This is a genomic window from Mycoplasma suis str. Illinois (genome assembly GCF_000179035.2).
GTDB lineage: Bacteria > Bacillota_I > Bacilli_A > Mycoplasmatales > Mycoplasmoidaceae > Eperythrozoon_A > Eperythrozoon_A suis.
The window spans coordinates 387,563-404,841 of sequence record NC_015155.1 but is presented as its reverse complement, the minus strand read 5'-3'; the positions used below and the strand labels follow the sequence as shown (position 1 = coordinate 404,841).

Genomic DNA, 17,279 nt, shown 5'->3' with positions numbered 1-17,279 from the left:
AACTCTCTAGTTTAAAGAGATAACCAACTAAATTGGCTCTCTGAAGGGGAGCTAAATTAGCTGCCTCTCTCTTACTAGCTCCTAGTGGAGCTGGTATAGGAACTCATCTTTTAAATACTTACTATACCTCCATCATGACTTTTGATGGAGAATTCTTTCTAGTTCAGGCAGTTGAAGATTTATTCGATACTGGAATACCACACATTCCGGAAGATATCATTACTAAGGCTGAAGAAGTTGCTAAGCAACTTCAACAGGCCAAGCAACAAGAACAACAGCAGCAACAACAGGAGTCTCAAGTACAGGAGCAGGGAAGTCAAGTTAAGAGTAAATTGGAAGAAATCAAGAAAAAAAGGGAAGAAAACTTAAAAAGTAAACAAATTTTTGGGGAAAAAAAGTATTGATGCAGATATTTTGAATATTCAAGAGCAGATAGTGGAACTGGAATAAAAGACGTAACAATGGAATATGACCCAAATTGCAAAATCTATAAGATTTTCCCATTAAATAAGGAGGATCAAAATCCACAACAACAAACTTTGCAAGTTTCTCGAGTAAGTAGTGGTTCCTCTTCATCCTCCTCAACTTCTTCATCATCTTCATCAATCCCACAATCTCAACAGAAAAAATCTAATTTAGGTCCTCAAGTTTTCGACATTTCTCAAATAAATACAAGAGGACAACAATTAAAAAATCTTGAACTAAAAAATAATGATGATTATCAAAAAGGAGCTTTTTATCTCCTAAAACTAGATAAAAGTAAAATCACAAAGGCTAACTCAATGATAAAAATTGAGTTAGCTAAAAAACCAAATAATGTTAACAAATACTCTGAAAATCAATATCATGAAAAAATTACAACACTCCAACTAAAAGCCCCTTTAATGGGAGATAAATCCCAAGATGTTGATTTTGAATTTAAAAATTCAGCTTTCCCTGCATCTCTATTGTTGGTTAAGAAAAGTAAAGCTCAACAACAATTGCAAATAGCTCAACAAGCAGAAGGTTCATCTAATCAGGGTAAAAAATCGGAGGGAACCCCTAACCAAGGAAAAAAGGCTGAAGGGACTCAAAATCAAGGTAAAAAAGAAGAAGAGCCTAGAAAGGTTTATGAATTAAAAAACTCAACTAACGAAGAAAGAAAGAAAAAATTACCAAACCAGCCACAACAAAAATTTGAGGAAAAAGTAGGAGTTAATGGAATTTGGAGATTCCCTCTAATTCCAGTAACTGAAAAAGGAGCAGATCTTTCTGGTTTAGATATGAGATTGATGTACAAATTAGATGAGAAAAAATATTCAGAATTAAACAAAAATGATGAAAATAAAAATTCATGAGGAAATCTTCTCTCAAATCTTGTTACAGGAATTTTTACATGAGGTAGTGAAGAATATTACTTAGTTGGCACAAATAACAAGTTTTGAAATTATCAAGTAGGAGATCAAATTCAATTACTTGAATCTACACAAAAAAATCAAAGTGAACAAACTTCTCAAGTTTCTGATAATAGTGGAGGAGGAGGGGGAGGGGGAGGAGGTTCTCCCTCCTCTTCTCCCTCTCAAGCTGCAGAAGAAAAACAATTAGTATCTTTCGAAATTGTTGCTGGAGTTGTGGCAGATAAACCTTTATCATCTAAGTGTTATTCAGAAAAATTAGGTTTAATGGAAACTTTTTCTTTTGACTTATTCTCACAAAGAGTTCAAAGAAGAATCACTAATGGAAGTGGAAATAATCACAGTTGGGATCCAGATGAAAATTTCTGCGAACCAATAAATGAAAGTATTCCTCCCTCTACAATCATCCTAGTGGGAAGAAATGCTAAAAATGATAGTCTAGTAAAGACTAAATAAAGAGTTTTAAATGAGTATTTTCTTTAAATTGTTTAATTTTTTTGGCATAGCAGGTACAGTAGGAACTTCAGTAGTACTTTTACAAACACTACCTCCTCAAAATCAAACTGAAAAAGGTCAAAAAAATAGCTCAACAAAGAAAGTTCCTAAAGTAACTATTCAACCAAACATAGAATCCCTAAAAGGAGGATCTCAGACACAACCAACAACTAATATAAAAACAGAGGGAACTCAAAACCAAGGAAAGAAACAACAATAAACTAATTTAGTTTTTCTTTTTCCCCGTCAAGGGGAAAAATTTAAAGACTAGTTAACTAGTTAGTAGTAGAAGAATTGGATTGTTGCTCAGAAGATTGAGTTCCCGCAGGAGCTGGCTTACTGTAAGTGTTAGCACTTATAGAATTCTCTCACAATTCATTACTATTAGTTTCTTCTAATAGTATTAGTATTTGAGGAATCTTATGTCCTTTCTTATTGAAGAAATCAGTAATTATCTTTGAGTTAGAGGAAATAATATCTTCTTTTGATAATCCTCCTTTACTGTTATTAAATAATTCCTCTGTATTCTTAGAAATCATTCTCCCTAAATCTCTAAGAATTTCAGCTGATAGGGAGAATGAGAGAGAACCAATAGTTGTTACTGGAGAAATAGAGAATAATTTTTTAGTTGATAGATCTACTGTCATAGAAACAGTTAACAACCCATTGGTTGCTAACTTAGTTCTAGCCCCCAATGTTTCTCTACCATGGTCAGTCAATTTATTTTCCATTACATAGTAAGGGAACTTAAATTGAAGATGTTCTTCAGGTTCAGCTTTAGTCACTTTTCTATTAAATATCTTTAATTTTTCTCCATTCTTCAGAATAAAAATATTTTCACTCGGAACTATTTTTAGTTCTGAGATATTTCTCTTAAGATCATGTAACATTTTCTTTTCTCCGTGAACTGGAGCTAAGAATGAAGGCGCAATTAAGGAAATAAATAATTGTTGTTCAAGTTTAGTTGCGTGACCAGAAGCGTGAATCTTGCACTCATTTGAGTTCAAGAATAGTCTGCAACCAGACTTGTAAAGTCTATTTACTAATTCATTAACTGCTTGTTTATTCCCTGGAATTACATTTGAAGAGAAAATAATATCATCTGAAGGCTTTAGTTGAATTATTGGGTGTAGACCCTTAGAAATATTATTAAGGGCTGAGGATTCTTCTCCCTGGGAACCAGTACAGATAATAAGTATCTTTTTATCTGGTACTGTATTTATTTCTGAAGAAGGAATAAATACATTTTTAAGTTCATTGGAATTAAGAATTCCAACTGCTTGAGAGCATTTTAAGCTACTTTCAATAGATCTACCAAACACTATTATTTTTCTTCCAGCCGAACTAGCTAACTTAACTATTTCCTCTATTCTTCCTAAGTTGGAAGCAAAGAAAGTAATTATTATTCTTCCCTCGGAGGAAGAAATAATATTTTTTAGCTCTTGAATGATAGTTGCTTCGCTTTCATTGAATCCAGGTTGAGCTGCTGCTGTGGATTCACACAGAAGAAGATCAACTTGTCTTCCTCCAATACTTATAAGTCTTTGGAAAGCTTTACTATCTATCTTGTTCTTTAAGTCAAATCTGAAGTCCCCGCTAAATACTACAACTCCATTTGGAGTCGAAATAGCAAATCCAAATGAGTCTGGAATTGAGTGATTAACTGGGAAAACATCAAAAGCAAAATGTTTTGTGAATATTATTGTGTCTGGATCATAGACTTCCAATTTCGGAAGTCTTTCAATCTTGTTTTCTTCTAGTTTCTTTTTTATAAGTTCCATAGCTAAAGCTGGAGCATATATAACAGGTATGTCTAGAGAATTCACTAGGTGTGGAACTCCCCCAATGTGGTCTTCGTGTCCGTGAGTTATCAAAAGACCAAATATTTTCTTTTGATTTTCAATTAAGTAATCCAAGTTTGGAATTTCGCCAGTAACACCTGGTTGAGTTAACTTATTACCGAACTTGATTCCAAAGTCCATAATGACTATTTCATCAAGGTGTTCTACACAGTAGCAGTTCTTACCTATTTCTTCTATTCCTCCAATGGAATAGAAGAAAGTAGGATCCTTTTGCTTATTTTTTCTACATTCGAATATGTGTTGTTCTACTGTGTGAAAAACCATACTAAACTACTTTCTTTTTAGTTTTTATTGGAGATACTTCTTTTTACTTCTAAAAAACTAAAAAGAAAGGAAGGAGACTAGACTTCTTTCTTGCTCTCTTGAAGTTGGTAAATAATCTCTTTTACTAAGCTTCTCTCTCGGAAAGTACATTAAGGAATACATCTTGAAGATCAGTATTTTTTGCTTTTTCTCTTAACTTTCTAATAGCTTCATTTTTGAATTTTTCTATTTCAGCTGTTAAGTTTCTTAAGCTAGCTGAAGAGTAAACATTACCTCTTTTAGTTGGTTTTTTTCCAGAAGCAGTTGTAGGAGTTAATAATTTCTTTATTTTTTTATTTGTAAGAATTCCTGAGAAATAATCAGAATTCTTGGCAAATAATTGAGAAATTTGTTCTACAGTATGAGATTCTTGATTATTTAAACCAAAGTGAAGTGCAAGAATTAAGTACTCATCTTTCTTAAGAGTTTCTTGAAGCAAACTCTTTAGTTTTTCTTCATAAATATTTTTTGAAGCAATCCATTCCGGATTAGCTTCATCCCCATCTTCTCTAACGAAGTCCGCAAAGTTAGAGCTTTCATTATTTAGTATTGGCTTGTCTAGTGAAACTAAATCAACATTAATTTTTTTAATTTCACTAATTTTGATTGGAGTAAATTGAGTTCCATATTTTTGCATTTCAGAAGAAAGTTCTTCAAGAGTCGGAGGATTACCAGTCTTAAGAACTAATTCTTTTTCCGCCTTAGTCATCTTATTGATGACTTCCATCATGTGAACTGGAATTCTAATAATTTTTGATTGGTCGGCTATCGATCTTGTAATAGCTTGTCTAATCCATCAGGTAGCATAAGTTGAGAACTTATTACCGAATTTGTAGTCAAATTTGGTAATAGCTTTTCTAAGCCCAAAAACACCTTCTTGGATTAAGTCTCCAAGATTAAATCCACAATTTAAATATTTCTTAGCAACTGAAATAACTAGTCTTAAGTTTGAAGTCATTAATTGTTTTTCAGCAAAACTTCTCTTTTCAGGAATATCCATTAATTGAGCAATCTTTTTTTCTTCATCAGCTGTCAACATTCTTGAGAAGCAAAGTGTTGACAAGAATGACTTAGAGGAGTCACTAATCTTGTCCTTAGTGCTTGAAGAATGATAGAACCTGAAGTTAGAAATATTTTCATCTTGATATTCAAGGTGAGCATCTCTTTCTTCTTCAGTTAATTTATCTCCATCAATTAACTGAATAGAGTTTTCAGTTAACTTAAGAGCTAGTAATTCTCAGAAATCTTCCGGAATTGATTCTTGATTTTCCAAGAACATTACAGCTTCCTCAACAGTTAACTTATCTTTTCCTAATCTAGGTTTTGTCGCTTGGTTAAGAATTAGTGGAAATACAGAAGTTAATAAGCTCTTACCATTTTTAACTTTCAGTTTCTTTGAGTTGGATTCCAACACAAAAGCTTTTTCAAAATTATTTTCTTGAGCTTTTTCTGCAGCTCTAAGAGCTAAAAGATGTTCATTAACTTCTTGTATTTTCTTTGTATTCTTTTCTAACAATTCTTTATTTATTGTTTTCTTTACCTTCTTTGGTTCAGCGGCTGTTAAGCCGCTCTTCTTACTTCCCCTAGGAGCTCTAGGCTTTCTTACTTTCTTTTCAGTAGTCTTAGTCTTACCAGACTTGCTGGTTGACAGTTTTTCTTCTGATTTTTTTCTAGCCATCTATTCTATATATTTATTTTTAAAGTGAAAAACTAATAATTTAAATCCCTAAGTAGATACTAATTTATTTTTTAGTAGTTTCAACTAACATTTAAATTTTAGTTTTTTCAAAAATTAATCAAAATTTATTAATTTATGTAAATATTTTTCTATCTATATAGATAAGAATATAAGTTAATAATTAATAAATTTTGTTTAAATTTAAGTTAAAATCACGGGGCTATAGCTCAACCGGCAGAGCACACCTCTTATAAGGGTAAGGTTATGAGTTCGAACCTCATTAGTCCCACCAAAATTATTTAGGAAATAATAGTAATAACTTAATTTAATTAGTTTCACTAAAGGATATTGTCTGATCGAATATGAGATGTAATCATTATTGGTTCAGGCCCAGCAGGAGCTACTGCTGCAATATATTGTGCTAGATCTTGTTTAAACGTTCTCATTCTTGAGAAAGCTTTAGTAGGTGGAAAACTAACTAAAACTTTATTCATAGATAACTATCCAGGTTATCTGGATAGAAGTGGATTTCAATTATCAGATAACCTTTTAACTCAACTAAAAGGGTTAAATGTTGAGATAAAAACTGAAGAAGTACTAAATATAGTTGAGTCTCAAAATAGTTGAACTATTGAGACTAAAAAATCTAGTTTTAAATCCCGAGCTATATTGATAGCTACGGGAATGAGAGAAAGAAAACTAGAAATAGAGAATGAAACTGAATACTACAGTAAGGGAGTTTCTTATTGTGCTATTTGTGAGGGAAATTTGTATACAGGAGAAGAAGTTATTGTGGTGGGGGGAGGTAATAGCGCACTAGAAGAATCTATATATTTAACTGCAATGGCTTCTAACCTTAAATTAGTTCACAGACGAAGAGAATTTAGAGGAGAAGAAATATTAGTTAAGCAACTTAAAGGTAAGGAGAATGTAGAAATACATACCCCTTACAAACCAAAAAAAGTATTAGTAGATGGAGATAAAGTCTGTGGACTTCTAGTCACTCACTCAGAAACTGGAGAGGAAAAAGTAATAAGTGGTAAAGCAGTATTTATCTTTATTGGTTTGCTTCCTGAAACTGATTTCCTCTCCAGTCTAGCACTGAAGAGAGATGAAAGAGGATTTATATTAGTAGATCATGAAATGAGAACTAATTTAAAGGGAATATTTGCTGCAGGAGATGTTATTAATAAAGAATTAAGACAAATAGTTACTGCAATGAATGATGGAGCTATTGCAGCAATAGCAATAAAGAACTTTATTAAGTCAATTCAGACTTAATAAAAATAGTTATTTAAATTAACTTGTATGTCAGTTAATTTGAGCTCTAAGAGAGAAAATAAAGTACTTTTTATTGATTTAGGCTCTCAGTACAGTTGTGTACTTGAGAGAAAACTAAAGAGTTTGGGTTGCAACATAACTAAATATTTTTTTGAAGAAGAAAAAGTTCCTCCCGAAGAATTTACTTTTTCTAATTTTGGAGTTGTTTTTTTGTCGGGAAGTCCAGCTTCTGTAAGTGAAGTTGATGATAAAGCTGGATATTCCTGACTAAAGAATGAAATTATTAGTTCAAAACAAGTACCTATTATGGGTATTTGTTTTGGTATGCAACTTATTCATCATTTCTTTGGAGGAAAAATAGAACAAGTAGATCCTCTATTTGGTGAAAGCCAAATAGAAAGAGAAAGAAATCATCCTTTATTCTTAAATATTCCTCAGAAATTTAAGATCTGAGGCTCTTTTAATGAAAGTGTTACTAAATTAGGACATGGTTTTTATTCTCTAGCTAATAGAGGAAAAATAAGTATGATTTCCTCTCACGTAACTAGATCTATTTATACTATTCAGTTTCATCCAGAATTAAATGAAACTGAATTCGGAGATCAATTATTTAGAAATTTCTTAGTTGAAATTTCTAATGTGGAACTAGAGGAAAACAATAAAGAAATAGATAACTCTAGAGAAATTAATAGCAAAATAGAAGCATTAAGAGAAAAATATAAAGAGCAACTAAAAGATGCAAGAATATTAGTTGCTCTTTCTGGAGGATTAGACTCTAGTGTTTTAATTCATTTCTTGGCAGAAATGACTATAGATAGAAATATTTATCCAGTATATATTTCTACTGGATTAGTACCAAAAGAAAAAGAAGAAAAAGTTATTAAATATTTTGCTAATAAATTCTCTAACTTTAGAGTTGTTTCTTGAGAAGACAGTATATTTAATGATCTAAAGTCAGTAACTTCTCCAGAAGAGAAAAGAAAAATAATAGCTCAAAAGTTTAAGAAAACTTTTGATGAAATTTACGAACAAGAAGTTAAGAGAAATATCACTCACTTAGCTCAGGGAACTATTTACTCTGATGTGATAGAGTCAGGTAAGTTATCTTCGAAATATTCGAAGATAAAAACTCATCATAATGTAGAAATGGTTAAAAATGAGAGTTCACTACCTTACAAGGTAGTTGAACCTCTTTCTGACTTATTTAAAGATCAAGTAAGAATGCTGGGAGCAAGATTAAATCTTCCAGCATTCTTATTGTCTCAACAACCTTTTCCGGGACCTGGACTAGCCATTAGAGTTATTGGAGAGGTTACCAAAGAAAAAGTGGAACTTATTTCTTCTCTTCATGATTTCATGGAAAGAGAATTTATAGAAAGAAAAATTGGAAAATACAGTGATCAGCATTTCCCAATTCTTTTACCAGGTCAAGCAGTTGGAGTTAAGGGAGATCAAAGAGTTTATGGTAATGCTGTAGTTTTAAGAGCTGTCAAAACTATAGATTTTATGAGTGCTAATGTGAGCCAAATTCCGCTAAGCGAATTAGTTTCTCTAGCAAACAAAATGGTTTCTAAGTTCCCCCAAGTAAGTCGAGTTCTATTCGACTTAACAACTAAGCCTGGTGGAACTATAGAGTGAGAATAATTTCTCTTTTTATTAATTAAGTTTTTCTTTAAAAACTTTTTCCCCAAAAAGGGGAAAAAGGAATTAAGGAAAATTTCTTAGTCTAGAAGTTTAGTATCGTTTCTACTGCGTGAACTTGTGACTTCTTTGAAACTGATTTAGTTACTCTAACAAATTTAGCCTTTTGATGTAGTTCGTTAATATTTTTAGCTCCTATGTAACCAAAAGCTGTTTGGAGAGAAGCTTTCAAATATGAAAGAACACTATCAACACTTCCCTTATATCTAACATAACTTTCTACTCCTTCTGATACCCAATTCTTAGGATCAGTAGAATGCTTTGAATATCTATCTGCAGAACCAGCTTTCATAGCTCCAAGTGATCCCATACCTCTATAAAGTTTTAGTTCTTTTCCATCTATTATCTTCTTCTCCCCAGGAGCTTCATCAGTTCCAGCAAATAAATATCCAAGCATTACTAGATCAACTCCTGCAGCTAAAGCTTTAACAATTTCATCTGGAGAAGTTAAACCTCCATCCGCAATTGTTAATACTCCTGCTGCTTTACATACTCTGGAAACTTCAATCAGTGAGCTGAATTCTCCAGATCCTACACCTGTAATCAATCTAGTAGTACAAATTGAACCAGAACCTAATCCAACTTTAACTGCTTGAACTCCGCAGGAAATCAAATATTCTGCTCCCTCAGCACTAACTACATTTCCTGCGATTATGAAAAGATCAGGAGCTATTTCCCTAATTTCCTTGATCTTTTCACCTATATTCTTAGAATGTCCGTGAGCGGAATCTATAAGAATCATATTTACTCCACAATTCACTAAGCTTCTAATATCTTCTTCTGGAGTAGATACACCTACTGCAACAGCATAAGGTTTATTTTCTCCAAATTCACTCTTTAGTTGAGTGATTCACTCAACTACTGTAGAAATATTTAGATTTCTGTGTAGAACTCCAATAGCCCCAACAGAAAGAAGAGCTCTTGCCATATCAATTTCTGTAACAGTATCCATAGCTGCAGATAGAAATGGAAGTGAAACTTTCATTTCATTATTAAGCTTCACTTCAAGTGAAACTTCATAAGGTAAGAAATCAGAATATCCCGGAACAATAAGAACATCTTCCAAGCCTAATGAAAGGCTTGGAAGCAATTTATTGTTTTCTTGTTCTGCTGACATTATCTACTTACTATATATATTTATATATATTTAATTTTTTGCCTAAATATCGAAGGGTAACTTATTAATAATATATTTAGATTTAATATTAAGCGATTCTTAATTTCTCTTCTGGGTAAGAGATCTTTTGTTTTGATGGTCTAGATTTGGTGTAATAGGACAAAACATTAGGGACACCCATTTGTCCCACATACATTAATGCCATCAAAACAATATGTCCTACTCAGTTAGTTTTACCTGTAACTCCGATAGATAATCCGGAGGTACCAAAGGCAGAAGAAGATTCAAATAGTTTAGCATGTCTTCCTATTTCTTGAGCTATTCCATTTCCTCCATTATTCTTATCTGGAATAACGAGAGAAGCAACTATTACAAGAGCTGATGAAAGGAAGAAAACAATGAAGGAATTATCAATTGTTTGACTTGAAACAGTTCTAGAGAAAATAGAAAGTGATTTTCTTCCTCTCATAGTTACTCATACTTTTCCTATTATTAGGAAAAGAGTAATGCTTCTAATACCTCCAGCTGTTGAAGCTGGAGAGGCACCAATAAACATAAGTATTAGAAGTATTCACTGAGTCTTTTCGTGAAGAGAAGTAATATCTAGTCCTGCAAATCCAGAGGATCTTGCAGAAATTATTAGATAAAGTAGTTGTCACACTTTTTCTGATGTACTTAAACAGCAACTTTTAATACAACTAAGATTTCCACTAGTTGTTTCTGCCAGAATAACTGCTCCCGCAGCTATTATGGTAATTAAAAAGTGCATCAAAATAGAAATTTTGGTGAATAAAGAAAAGATATTTTTAGAAGACTTTCGTCTTCTCTTATTCTTACACCATTCTTTGAATTCATAAAGTACTGGGTATCCTATCCCACCAATAATTGAAGAAATAGCAAATATTATTGATAGGATAATTCCCCAACCACTTGAGTAGGGCATAATTGAGTTCTGGGAAATAATATCCAATCCAGCATTATTTATTGCTGAGATTGAGTGAAATATTCCCCCTCAAAGTGATTTCACAAAATCACCTTTAAAACTATCTGCGCACCCAACACTTGGTGCCACAAAATAAAAGAAGAAAGTTAATAGTATAGCTACTATTACCTCACAAGATAGAAGTATCTTGAGAGCAGACATAACAATATCGTAGGAATGAGCTTGGCTCATTCCTCCTCTTTCTGAGTGAAGGTTTAGTCTTTCTTCAATTGTTCTTTTTTTACTTTTGAAGAAGCAATGTTTTATGAACATTCAGCTTGTAACTAATCCAAGTCCACCAACTTGGATTAATAAAAGAACAACTAATTGTCCAAATCAACTATATGAACAATTAAGTGAATTAGTTGTTAGTCCAGTTGTGGTAAAGGCACTAACTGCAATGAAAAGATTGGAAAATCAATTTCCATTGGAGCCACCTCCATTTCCCTTGGCAAAAGGTAAATTTAGAGCTCCAAAGCCCAAGAGAACAACGAGAAAATAAACTCTCGAAATTCTCTGATAAATATTCTTCCCAATTAATGTTTTTCAAAAAAGCTCTAAATTAGCTTTTTTGGGTTTCACTTTATTTTTCTTCCACTTAATTTATTAGTGGAAACTTTAAAAGAAAGAGGGTTATTTTATATTTTTTAAGAAAATTTAAATTCCTTATTTATAGACAATAGAATTATTGGTGAATTTATAAAGAAAGCTAGATAAGTAGATAGAGATGATTATCATCGGGAAAAAAAGAATAATTTAAAGCGAGATTATTGCTTAATAGGATTAAGCAAATTTAATTATGAAATTGGAAAAATTCTCATGAAAGAGAATCAAAATGTTACTGTTCTAGATAATGATTCTGATGTAATAGATAATCTAGGAGGAGAATTTACAGAGTCAAAGAGTTGTGACGCTGTAAATATAAAGGAACTAGAAGATGTAGATATAAAACACTTTGACTATGTAATAGTGGGAATAGATAATGTAGAAAAATCTATTTCCATTTGCTCTAACTTAAAAGAGCTAGGAGTAATTAGAATATTGGCTCAAGCCAAAGATGAAGTTCACAAAAGAATTCTTAAATTAATGGGAATCATACATAGTATTATTCCCGAACTGTATGTAGCTGAAAATTTAGCTTATCAAACTATGTTTGACATAGAAGTTGAAAAACTTCCATATAGTAAAGAAGAATGTGAAAATGAAATCTTTATTTTTAAATTAAATGTTTATAACTCTAAATTGCGAGAAAAGAAAATAAGTTCTCTTCTATTCTTAAAAGAAAATAATGCTTCTATTTTAAGCATTAAGAGAATGAAGAAAGGAAGCATTATATTTCCTGTTTCAGAAGATGAAAAATTAGAAAGATCAGATGAAATCATCTTAATAGCTAGAAAAGAATCTATTAATAAATTAAAAGAATCTTTCCAAAAAAATATTCCTGTTAACCTTCTTGAAGAAACTGAAGAAAAGGAAGGGAAAGAGGAATAAACTTTATAAAACTTACCTAGTCCCAGAGACTCAGAAAACCCTAACGGGTTAAAGAGTCTTACTAAGCTTTGCCAACTGAACCGAAGAGTTTGAATTTTTCTTCAATAACTCCCAAAATTCCTTGGAATCCATAATTTAGAAGTTTTCTAGGATCATATCCCTTAGCCTTCATATCTAAGTCTTTATTTTCTTCAATATATTTTCTAGTTTGTTCTGCAAATTTCATTTGCAATTCAGAATTTACATTTATTTTTGTAACTCCTAGAGAAATTGCTCTCTTAATACTTTCATCATCAATTCCTGTTCCTCCGTGAAGAACAAGAGGAATTTGAGTTTCCTTAGAAATATTTTCCAAAAGATCTAGATTTAAACCTTTTCAGTTAGGAGGATAAGGTCCATGCATATTTCCTATTCCTGCAGCAAGCATAGTAGGACTTAATGTAGCAATTTCTACACATTCCTCTATTTTCGCTTGATTTCCTAATCCCATAACTCCATCTTCTTCTCCAGCTAGAGTTCCAACTTCTAATTCAACAGAAACACCTTTCTTATAAGCTAATTCAATAATTTCTTTAGACTTTTGAAAGTTTTCACTGAACTCGAAGTGAGAACCATCAAACATAACAGATGAGAAGCCAGCATCTAATGCCTTTTTACATCCTTCATAAGTTCCATGGTCAAGGTGAAGGATTATAGGAACAGTTATATTCAAATCTTTAACCATAGAGTGAACAAGTGAAGAGACAACATTGAATCCCCCCATATACTTGATAGCTCCCTCAGAAGCTCCAACTATTACTGGAGAATTAAGCTTTTGTGCAGTTAAAAGAATAGCTTTTGTTCACTCAAGGTTATTTGTATTGATTTGCGCAACAGCATATTTACCTTCAAAAGCTTTCTTCATAGCTTCAAATCCACTTACTACTGGCATACTATACTCCCACTTTAACTTGAGCCAACTTTATTACTCGATCGTTTAATGTATATCCCTTACTAAAAACCTCAATTATTTTATTCTTTTTTTCTTCTTCAACTCCTTCTGTCATTACACTTTCCATTTTTTCTGAATCATATTCTTCATTTATTTGGGGGGAAATCACTTTTATATTGAGACTTTCTAGAAGTGATTCAAATTGAGTCAAAAACATCTTAAAACCTAATAGATAGTTTTTGACTTCTTCACTTTTAGGTTCCGAATTTATCACTTTTTCCATTCCAGAAATAATATTGACTAATTCAGTTAATTGATCTTCATACATAAAATTCTTAAGCTCTTCAAACTTAAGACTATATTTTTGCTCTATTTTCTTTTCTTTTTCTTCTAGAAGAGCAATTGCTTCCTCACTCTTTTTTTGAATATTTTCTAAATATTTTTTATTTAATTCATCCTTAAAGCTTTGTTCCCTAGCTTTATAAGCTGCTAGTTCTACTTCCAAATCATTTATTTTCTTTAAGTAGAAATCAGAAAGCTTATCACCTTTCTTTTTCTTCTTTTTAGATGAAGAAACATCTTCTTCATCTGAATCTGATTCATTAAATTCTTCTTCATCTAGACTAAGACTTTCATCTAAAAGTTCTCCAAGAACTTCTCCATTAACTTGTTGATATTGTTCAAATTCTTGAAGTTGTTCACTTTCAAGAATTTCCATTTCCAATTGATTATCTTCTTCCTTAAAAGTCATTATTTAACTATCTATTCAACAGAAGATTCTTCATATTCTTTCTTAAAGCTCTTTTGTCACTCTCCATTATCTTTTGGGTCAGTTAACTCTATTGATTTTATTTTTTCTAAATCAATATGACTTAATTTTGTGGGAGCAGCCTCTATTTTTATAAATAAATTACCTACTGATTTCTTTCCAAAAGTTATTCCCATTCCTTTTAGTTTCAGTAAATCTTTTGTATTAGTTCCTGGAGGTAATTTAAAAGATTTAAGTCCAAATGGTGTTGGAACATTTACATCCCCACCCAAAAATAGAACTAGTGGATTTACAAATATTTTTGTATATAGATTATCTCCTTCTCTTCTAAATACTTTGGAACTTTCCACTACAACAGTTACATGTATTTTTTGTTCATGATAAGACTCCTTATCATCGAACATAAGAACTTCTCCATTTTTAATACCACTTCTTATTGAAATATTCATACTTTTTATTTCAGTAACATATCCTTGTTTTTTACATGTAGTACATACTTTAGCTATCTTTTCTCCAGATCCTCCACAATATCTACATGTAATTCTCTGTTCCATAATTCCAAATAATCCTTTACTTCTTATTACTTCATATCCATAACCTTTACATCCGAGACAACTACTTATATAGGATTTGTCTCCCTTAAATGCTTTATTACCTCTACATTCTTTACATACTTGATTAGATTTATATTGAATTTCGTAATTGCAACCCTTTATGGATTGCAAAAACGAAATATTAATTGTTTTGTATATCTTATTAACTTCTTCTCTAGATGAAGAAGGTCTTGGACCTCCTCCAGTAGTTCTGAATGACGTGAAGAATCCATCTTCATCGTCATCATCTTGTCTAGTGAAGAAACTATTAAAGAAGTCAAAAGGATTAGTTCCTCCCTCAAAAGATGAAGCTCCTCCATCGAAAGCCGCACTACCAAATCTATCGTAATTAGCTTTCTTTTGAGGATCTCCTAGAACCTCGTAAGCTTCATTTATTTCCTTAAACTTTTTTTCAGCACCAGCCGACTTGTTAATGTCGGGATGGTATTCCTTAGCTAACTTTCTATATGCTTTTTTAATTTCATCTTGCGAAGCACTTCTAGATACTCCGAGAACGTTGTAAAAATCAACGCTCATCTCGGACTAGCTAAAGGAAGAAACTAGTTCTTACTACTTCTTTTCTCCTAAGAATCCTGGAATTTCCTTAAGAAGATGTTTTGGAAGAGGTTGATAGTGAGAGAATATCATAGAGTAAATACCTCTTCCCTGAGTTAGAGATCTCAGTGTTGTAGCATATCCAAACATTTCTTTAAGTGGGATCTTACACTTAATTGAGCTAGAAGAAGAAGTTAATTCAGTAGATGTAATTAACCCTCTTTTAGCTGTAATGTCTCCCATTACAGTTCCAAAATATTGTGGAGGAGAATTTACTTCTACTTCCATAATTGGTTCTAGAAGAATGGAATTACACTTCCTGCTAGCTTCTTTTAGAGATAGAGAAGCAGCTATTTTGAATGCCATTTCATTGGAGTCAACTTCGTGGAAAGAACCATCATAAAGAGTAGCCTTTATGTCTATAACTGGATAACCAGCCAATTGTCCAGACTTCATAGCTTCCACAAGTCCTTCTCTAATAGACTTGATATATTCCTTTGGAATTTTTCCTCCAACTATTTTGTCTACAAACTCAAATCCTTTTTCAGGATTTGGTTCATATTTAATCCAAACGTGACCATAGTTACCTCTACCACCAGTTTGTTTAATATATTGACCCTCAACTTCTTGAGTTGCGGTAAAGGTTTCTCTATAAGCTACTTGAGGAGCACCTACATTAACTTGAAGTCCAAATTCTCTCTTCATTCTGTCAATAAGAATTTCAAGGTGAAGTTCTCCCATACCTGAAATCAAAGTCTGACCAGTTTCATGATTTGAAGAAATCTTGAATGTTGGGTCCTCATCTGCAAGTTTCTTCAAAACTATTGACAATTTTTCTTGGTCAGATTTTGTCTTAGGTTCAATAGCTAGAGAAATAACTGGATCAGTGAATACCATTTCTTCTAGCAAGAAATCATCATCTTGAGAACCTGTTAAGGTGTCCCCAGTTTTAGTTGATTTAGGTCCTACTAAAGCACAAATTTCACCAGCTCCTGCATATTCAATTTCAGTTTTGTGATTTGAGTGCATCTTAACTAGTTTCCCAACTCTTTCCTTAATTTCTCTAGTTGAGTTGTAAACCATAGAACCTTTTTCCAATTTACCTGAGTAAATTCTCGCGAATGTTAATCTTCCTACGAAAGGGTCAGTAGCGATCTTGAAAGCTACTGCGACTAAAGAGGAAGAGGTCTTATTTTCAATTTGAAGTTTTTCTCCTCCTCTAGTATATGCAGTAGTTGTAGGAATATCTAGAGGTGAAGGAAGATAATCAACTATAGCATCTAGTAGGAACTTAACTCCCTTGTGCTTAAATGAAGAACCACAAAGCACAGGGAAGAAAGAAGCTGTAAGAGTTGCTTTTCTAATACAACTCTTAATTTCTTCAACACTAATTTCTTCTCCTCCTAAATATCTCTGAAGAATGTCATCATCGTGAACTAACACTTCATTTAGAAGTGTTTCTCTGTGAAGTTGTACTTCATCTTTTAGATCTGCAGGAATTTCAATTTCTTCAAAGTTATCTTCTTCTCCACCTTCAAATTGATAAGCCTTTAGAGTTACAAGGTTTATTATTCCCCTAAATCCTGATTCATTTCCAATATTTAGTTGAATTGGAGAAAAATTAATATTCAGTCTTTCTTTTAAAGACTTTAGGGAGTAAGAGAAACTTGCTCCAATTTTGTCCATTTTGTTACAGAAAATAATTCGAGGAACTTTATATTTATTGGCTTGTCTTCAAACAGTTTCTGTTTGAGGTTCAACTCCCATAGCTCCATCAAGAACTACAACAGCTCCATCAAGAACTCTTAGAGATCTTTCAACTTCTACTGTGAAGTCAACGTGACCAGGTGTGTCAATTAAGTTAAGTGTGTAACCCTTTCATTCTGTAGTTGTAGCTGCAGAGGTAATAGTAATACCTTTTTCTCTTTCTTGTTCCATTCAGTCCATAGTTGCACTACCTTCATGAACTTCACCCATTTTGTGAATCTTTCCTGTATAGTAAAGAATTCTTTCGCTGGTAGTTGTCTTACCAGCGTCAATATGGGCCATGATACCAAAGTTTCTAAGATTTAGGAGTCTTAGCTCCTCTTTTTGTTCTATACTGTGATTCTTAGACATTTAAGTTAA

The 17,279-nt window shown here is 32.3% G+C and carries 13 protein-coding genes and 1 tRNA gene; 6 read left to right on the top strand and 8 right to left on the bottom strand.

Annotated features, from left to right (window positions below; translation table 4 throughout):
* Nucleotides 1–32: 32 nt before the first annotated feature.
* Nucleotides 33–1,850, top strand: coding sequence for a hypothetical protein (locus MSU_RS02385; protein ID WP_013609888.1), 1,818 nt, complete (start codon nucleotides 33–35; stop codon nucleotides 1,848–1,850).
* A gap of 28 nt (nucleotides 1,851–1,878) precedes the next feature.
* Nucleotides 1,879–2,109 carry a hypothetical protein gene (locus MSU_RS02380; RefSeq protein ID WP_043885161.1) on the top strand — a complete coding sequence of 77 codons (231 nt, stop codon included), beginning with the start codon at nucleotides 1,879–1,881 and terminating at the stop codon, nucleotides 2,107–2,109.
* A 55-nt stretch (nucleotides 2,110–2,164) separates the two neighbouring features.
* Here MSU_RS02380 and MSU_RS02375 read toward each other — a convergent pair whose 3' ends face one another.
* The gene (locus MSU_RS02375) at nucleotides 2,165–4,015 is read right to left on the bottom strand and encodes a ribonuclease J (RefSeq protein ID WP_013609117.1); all 1,851 of its coding nucleotides are present in this window, start codon (nucleotides 4,013–4,015) and stop codon (nucleotides 2,165–2,167) included.
* 124 nt (nucleotides 4,016–4,139) lie between these two features.
* The gene (locus tag MSU_RS02370; protein WP_013609116.1) at nucleotides 4,140–5,732 is read right to left on the bottom strand and encodes a sigma-70 family RNA polymerase sigma factor; all 1,593 of its coding nucleotides are present in this window, start codon (nucleotides 5,730–5,732) and stop codon (nucleotides 4,140–4,142) included.
* 216 nt (nucleotides 5,733–5,948) lie between these two features.
* Here MSU_RS02370 and MSU_RS02365 point away from each other — a divergent pair.
* From MSU_RS02365 to guaA, 3 genes are all read left to right on the top strand, one after another.
* Nucleotides 5,949–6,024, top strand: a tRNA-Ile gene (locus MSU_RS02365).
* Nucleotides 6,025–6,080: 56 nt separating this feature from the next.
* A complete protein-coding gene (locus MSU_RS02360; protein WP_013609887.1) occupies nucleotides 6,081–7,013 on the top strand; it encodes an NAD(P)/FAD-dependent oxidoreductase in 933 nt (310 codons plus the stop codon).
* Nucleotides 7,014–7,040: 27 nt separating this feature from the next.
* A complete protein-coding gene (gene guaA, locus MSU_RS02355; protein ID WP_013609114.1) occupies nucleotides 7,041–8,657 on the top strand; it encodes a glutamine-hydrolyzing GMP synthase in 1,617 nt (538 codons plus the stop codon).
* Between the two features lie 82 nt (nucleotides 8,658–8,739).
* On the opposite strand, the gene MSU_RS02350 is transcribed toward guaA, so the two are convergent.
* Both MSU_RS02350 and MSU_RS02345 read right to left on the bottom strand, forming a co-directional pair.
* Entirely contained in the window at nucleotides 8,740–9,831 is a 1,092-nt protein-coding gene (locus tag MSU_RS02350) for a guanosine monophosphate reductase (RefSeq protein WP_013609886.1), read from the bottom strand.
* A gap of 88 nt (nucleotides 9,832–9,919) precedes the next feature.
* Entirely contained in the window at nucleotides 9,920–11,296 is a 1,377-nt protein-coding gene (locus MSU_RS02345) for a potassium transporter TrkG (protein ID WP_237696880.1), read from the bottom strand.
* Nucleotides 11,297–11,632: 336 nt separating this feature from the next.
* Between MSU_RS02345 and MSU_RS02340 the strand changes: the two genes are divergently transcribed.
* A complete protein-coding gene (locus MSU_RS02340) occupies nucleotides 11,633–12,304 on the top strand; it encodes a potassium channel family protein (RefSeq protein WP_013609884.1) in 672 nt (223 codons plus the stop codon).
* A gap of 61 nt (nucleotides 12,305–12,365) precedes the next feature.
* Here MSU_RS02340 and fba read toward each other — a convergent pair whose 3' ends face one another.
* From fba to fusA, 4 genes are read right to left on the bottom strand one after another with little or no spacing between them, the layout of a single operon-like run.
* The gene (fba, locus tag MSU_RS02335; protein ID WP_013609883.1) at nucleotides 12,366–13,235 is read right to left on the bottom strand and encodes a class II fructose-1,6-bisphosphate aldolase; all 870 of its coding nucleotides are present in this window, start codon (nucleotides 13,233–13,235) and stop codon (nucleotides 12,366–12,368) included.
* A 1-nt stretch (nucleotide 13,236) separates the two neighbouring features.
* On the bottom strand, nucleotides 13,237–13,986 hold the full coding sequence (grpE, locus tag MSU_RS02330; RefSeq protein WP_013609882.1) for a nucleotide exchange factor GrpE: 750 nt from the start codon (nucleotides 13,984–13,986) through the stop codon (nucleotides 13,237–13,239).
* An 11-nt stretch (nucleotides 13,987–13,997) separates the two neighbouring features.
* Nucleotides 13,998–15,134: a DnaJ domain-containing protein gene (locus tag MSU_RS02325; RefSeq protein WP_013609108.1), complete on the bottom strand. Its 1,137-nt coding sequence runs from the start codon at nucleotides 15,132–15,134 to the stop codon at nucleotides 13,998–14,000.
* Between the two features lie 33 nt (nucleotides 15,135–15,167).
* Nucleotides 15,168–17,270 (bottom strand): elongation factor G, encoded by a 2,103-nt coding sequence (gene fusA, locus MSU_RS02320; protein ID WP_013609881.1) that lies wholly within the window; start codon nucleotides 17,268–17,270, stop codon nucleotides 15,168–15,170.
* Nucleotides 17,271–17,279: the final 9 nt, after the last annotated feature.